The sequence below is a fragment of the Clostridia bacterium genome (assembly GCA_019683875.1).
Lineage (GTDB): Bacteria > Bacillota > Sulfobacillia > RBS10-35 > Bu92 > Bu92.
Map to the genome: position 1 here is coordinate 1 of JADGHN010000163.1, position 2,984 is coordinate 2,984.

4 protein-coding genes are annotated in these 2,984 nt (G+C 68.6%); 3 read left to right on the top strand and 1 reads right to left on the bottom strand.

The genetic code is table 11. The features are described 5' to 3' along the window. The 3 genes from IRZ18_09340 to IRZ18_09350 all read left to right on the top strand — a co-directional run. On the top strand, positions 1-633 hold a 633-nt coding region (locus IRZ18_09340), incomplete at its 5' end, for an MFS transporter (GenBank protein MBX5477308.1). 36 nt (positions 634-669) lie between these two features. Next, positions 670-1,290 carry a hypothetical protein gene (locus IRZ18_09345; GenBank protein ID MBX5477309.1) on the top strand — a complete coding sequence of 207 codons (621 nt, stop codon included), beginning with the start codon at positions 670-672 and terminating at the stop codon, positions 1,288-1,290. 88 nt (positions 1,291-1,378) lie between these two features. Continuing rightward, positions 1,379-1,984 carry a hypothetical protein gene (locus tag IRZ18_09350; GenBank protein MBX5477310.1) on the top strand — a complete coding sequence of 202 codons (606 nt, stop codon included), beginning with the start codon at positions 1,379-1,381 and terminating at the stop codon, positions 1,982-1,984. Between the two features lie 82 nt (positions 1,985-2,066). Here the strand turns inward: IRZ18_09350 and IRZ18_09355 are convergent, their stop codons facing one another. Continuing rightward, complete coding sequence (locus tag IRZ18_09355; GenBank protein ID MBX5477311.1) at positions 2,067-2,948, bottom strand: hypothetical protein; 882 nt, start codon at positions 2,946-2,948, stop codon at positions 2,067-2,069. Positions 2,949-2,984 lie beyond the last annotated feature (36 nt).

A 2,984-nucleotide genomic window follows, 5' to 3' on the forward strand; every position in this document is an offset into this window, starting at 1 on the left:
ACAGCCGCCGCGTCCTCGGCGCGGACAGGGACGGCCGAGCAATGGAGCGTCCTGCGCCGCGATCGCCAGCTGCAGATCCTCGCGGCCGGATTCGTGCTCTGCTGGGTCATGTACATCCAGTGGGGCTCCACGCTGCCCAACTACCTCAAGGCGCTCGGCGTCAGCATGCCGCGGTACAGCCTGCTCTGGACGCTGAACGGCGCGATGATCCTCATCGGGCAGCCCCTTGTGAACGCCGTCGCGGCCCGCCTGCCCGACCCCGTGCGGCAGATCCACCTCGGAACCAGCCTGCTTGCGCTCACCTGCGTCCTTCTCATGAGCAACACCGCCTATGCCGGCTTCGTGCTGGCGATGGCGTTGACGACCCTCGGCGAGATGTTCGTGTGGCCGGGCGTGCCGGCCGTCGCGGGCCATCTCGCGCCGGAGGGGCACCGCGGCATCTATCAGGGCGTCGTCAGCAGCGCCGGCACGGCCGGCCGCATGATCGGCCCGGTGCTCGGCGGCGTCCTCTACGATCACACCTCGCGTCCCGTCCTGTTCACGGTGATGCTCGTCCTCGTCGGCCTCGCGCTCGCCGTTTTTTCCGCGCTCGACCGCGCCGCGTCCCGCACCGCCCGCCAGACCGGCGCATAAGGTGTGCCAACCAGGAACCGAAAGGGGGGAACTTGGATGGCCCAGGGCTCTGCCCTGACCCATGACCCCGTCGTCCCCGGCCCCTGCCCGCCGCAAGGTTGCCCGCCCGCCACGGAGATCGTCTGCATCGAGACCCGCAAGGTGTATGACTTCTGTTTCCAGACGGACCGCCTGAACAACCTCATCATCCCGCTGCCCGACAACTGCCCTCCGGGCGGCATCAGTGCGGACGTGCTGACGGGCGAGGCCACGTGCCAGGTGACGGCGTTTCAGCCGGTCGACGGCACCTCCGGGTTGGCGAATGTGTCGCTGATCGTGATCATTCCGGCGATCGTGCAGGTGGTCAACGCGCAGGGAACCATTCTCTGCCAGTTCGAGACCACGATCACCTTCACCAAGACGGTGACGCTCTGCGCGCCGGAGGGCACCTCTGTGGACTGCCGCATGGTGGCCGGCAACGAGGCGGTGGTGCTGGTGGGCCGCAACGTCCACCTGTCGCTCACGATCTGCCTGCTGATCGAGTCGACGGCGCAGGTCAAGCTGCTCGTGCCGAGCTTCGGCTTCTGCGTCCCGTCCGAATGCGTGACGTTGCCGTCGCCGCCGGTGGAGTGCCCGCCGGAGAACCTCTTCCCGCCGCAGTGCACGCCGACGACGTAAGATCGCGCACGGGTCCGGAGTCTCGGGATGCACCCCGTCCCCGCGGACCGCGTATCTTGTCCTAGACCTTGCGAAAGGAGGGAAACCCATGACGCGCCACCACTTCCCAGAAGAGATCATCCCGGGCCCGTGCCCGCCAGAGGGCTGTCCGAAGCCGACCGAGATCGTCTGCATCGAAACGATCAAGGTCTACGACTTCTGCTTCCAGACGGACACGCGCAGCAACCTGTCGTTCCCGCTGCCTTCGGGCTGTCACAACGCCGCGACGGCGGACTGCTTCGTACGCGACGTCGACTGCCGGGAGATCTCCCGCACGCCCATCGACGGCGGGCTCGCCAACGTGACGCTCCGCGTGACGGTGAGGCTGCGCATCACCGTCTTCAACGACAACGGCCACGAGGTGTGCGAGTTTGACGCGACCTTCGTGTTCACGAAGACGGTGACGCTCTGCGCGCCGGAGGGGACGTTCATCGACTGCCGCGTGGCTTCGTCCGCGTGCGAGGCGTTCATCGCCGGCAACAACGTGCACGTGAACGTCACGCTCTGCCTGCTGATCGAGAGCAACGCGCGTGTGAAGCTGCTCGTGCCGAGCTTCGGCTTCTGCGTCCCGTCCGAATGCGTGACGTTGCCGTCGCCGCCGGTGGAGTGCCCGCCGGAAAACATCTTCCCGCCGCAGTGCATCCCGCAAAGCTGAGCACGCGAGGGGCGCCCGGGATCGGGCGCCCCTGCCGCGTGTGACGGGTGCGTGCCGGTTGGGCGCGATGGGCGTTTGCCGGCTAGGCGCGGCGCCGCGCGAAGAGGACGGCGCCCAGCACCACGAGGAGCCCCGCCAGCCCCACGATCCAGCCCCAGGGCGCGGACGGGCCTGGGGAAGCCGGGGCGGTGGCGGCCGGCGCGCTCTCCGAGCCCGCCGGGCCCGTTTCCGAAGTCGATCCCGCCTCGGACGGCGTCGTCTCGCTCGGCTGCCCCAGTTCCGCGAACTTGATCGCCTCGCCCTCGGAAGAGACGGCAAGGTACGACCGGATCACCGTCTGTCCCTTCCACAGCGTCAGGTCCGTCGGCCCCACCACGCGCGGGTGCTCGTCGACGGCGTAGTCATGCCCGTCGATGACGAGCGCGTAGGACGGGTCGCCGTCCGGGGACTGGCCGACCCTGACGCCGGTGACCACGCCCGCCGGCCCGGGCGCGTAGCCGAGCTTCCGGACGAAGTCGGACGTCAGGTGAGCCGCGACGAAGCGTGCCGCCTCCGACTTTGTGAAGGTGGCGTCGGGCTGATCGAGCGCCAGCTTGCCGTCGAAGATTGCCTGGTCGATGTCCGCAGCCGTGGCTCGACCGTCCAGCGACGGGACATAGGCCTTACCCTTGTTGACCAGCTGGGCGAGGTCCGGACCTTCGCCGCCCTGAGCCTGGCGATGCGCCAGCGCAGCCCAGGCCGCCAGGTCACGGCGGGTGAACGTCGCCTCCGGCTCGAAGACCGGTGTCTGAGGCACGATGTTCAGCGCCACCAACAGAAGGATGTCGGCCGCGTTGGGGTCGCCGGCGATGTCGGGAAACTGCGTCTTCTGGTTCGCCACGTGCGCGAAGGCGGCACTCGCGTAGCCCACCACGAGGGCGACGGCCACGAGGGCTGTCAACGCGCGGATGCTGAACGTTCTCATGCCTCGAATCCTCCTCGTTCACCGCGGCGCCGTTCA

Bases quoted from the DNA above. Each gene is read 5' to 3' on its own strand.
- IRZ18_09350 (MBX5477310.1), top strand. From the start codon at position 1,379: ATGACGCGCCACCACTTCCCAGAAGAGATCATCCCGGGCCCGTGCCCG.
- IRZ18_09345 (MBX5477309.1), top strand. From the start codon at position 670: ATGGCCCAGGGCTCTGCCCTGACCCATGACCCCGTCGTCCCCGGCCCC.
- IRZ18_09355 (MBX5477311.1), bottom strand. From the start codon at position 2,948: ATGAGAACGTTCAGCATCCGCGCGTTGACAGCCCTCGTGGCCGTCGCC.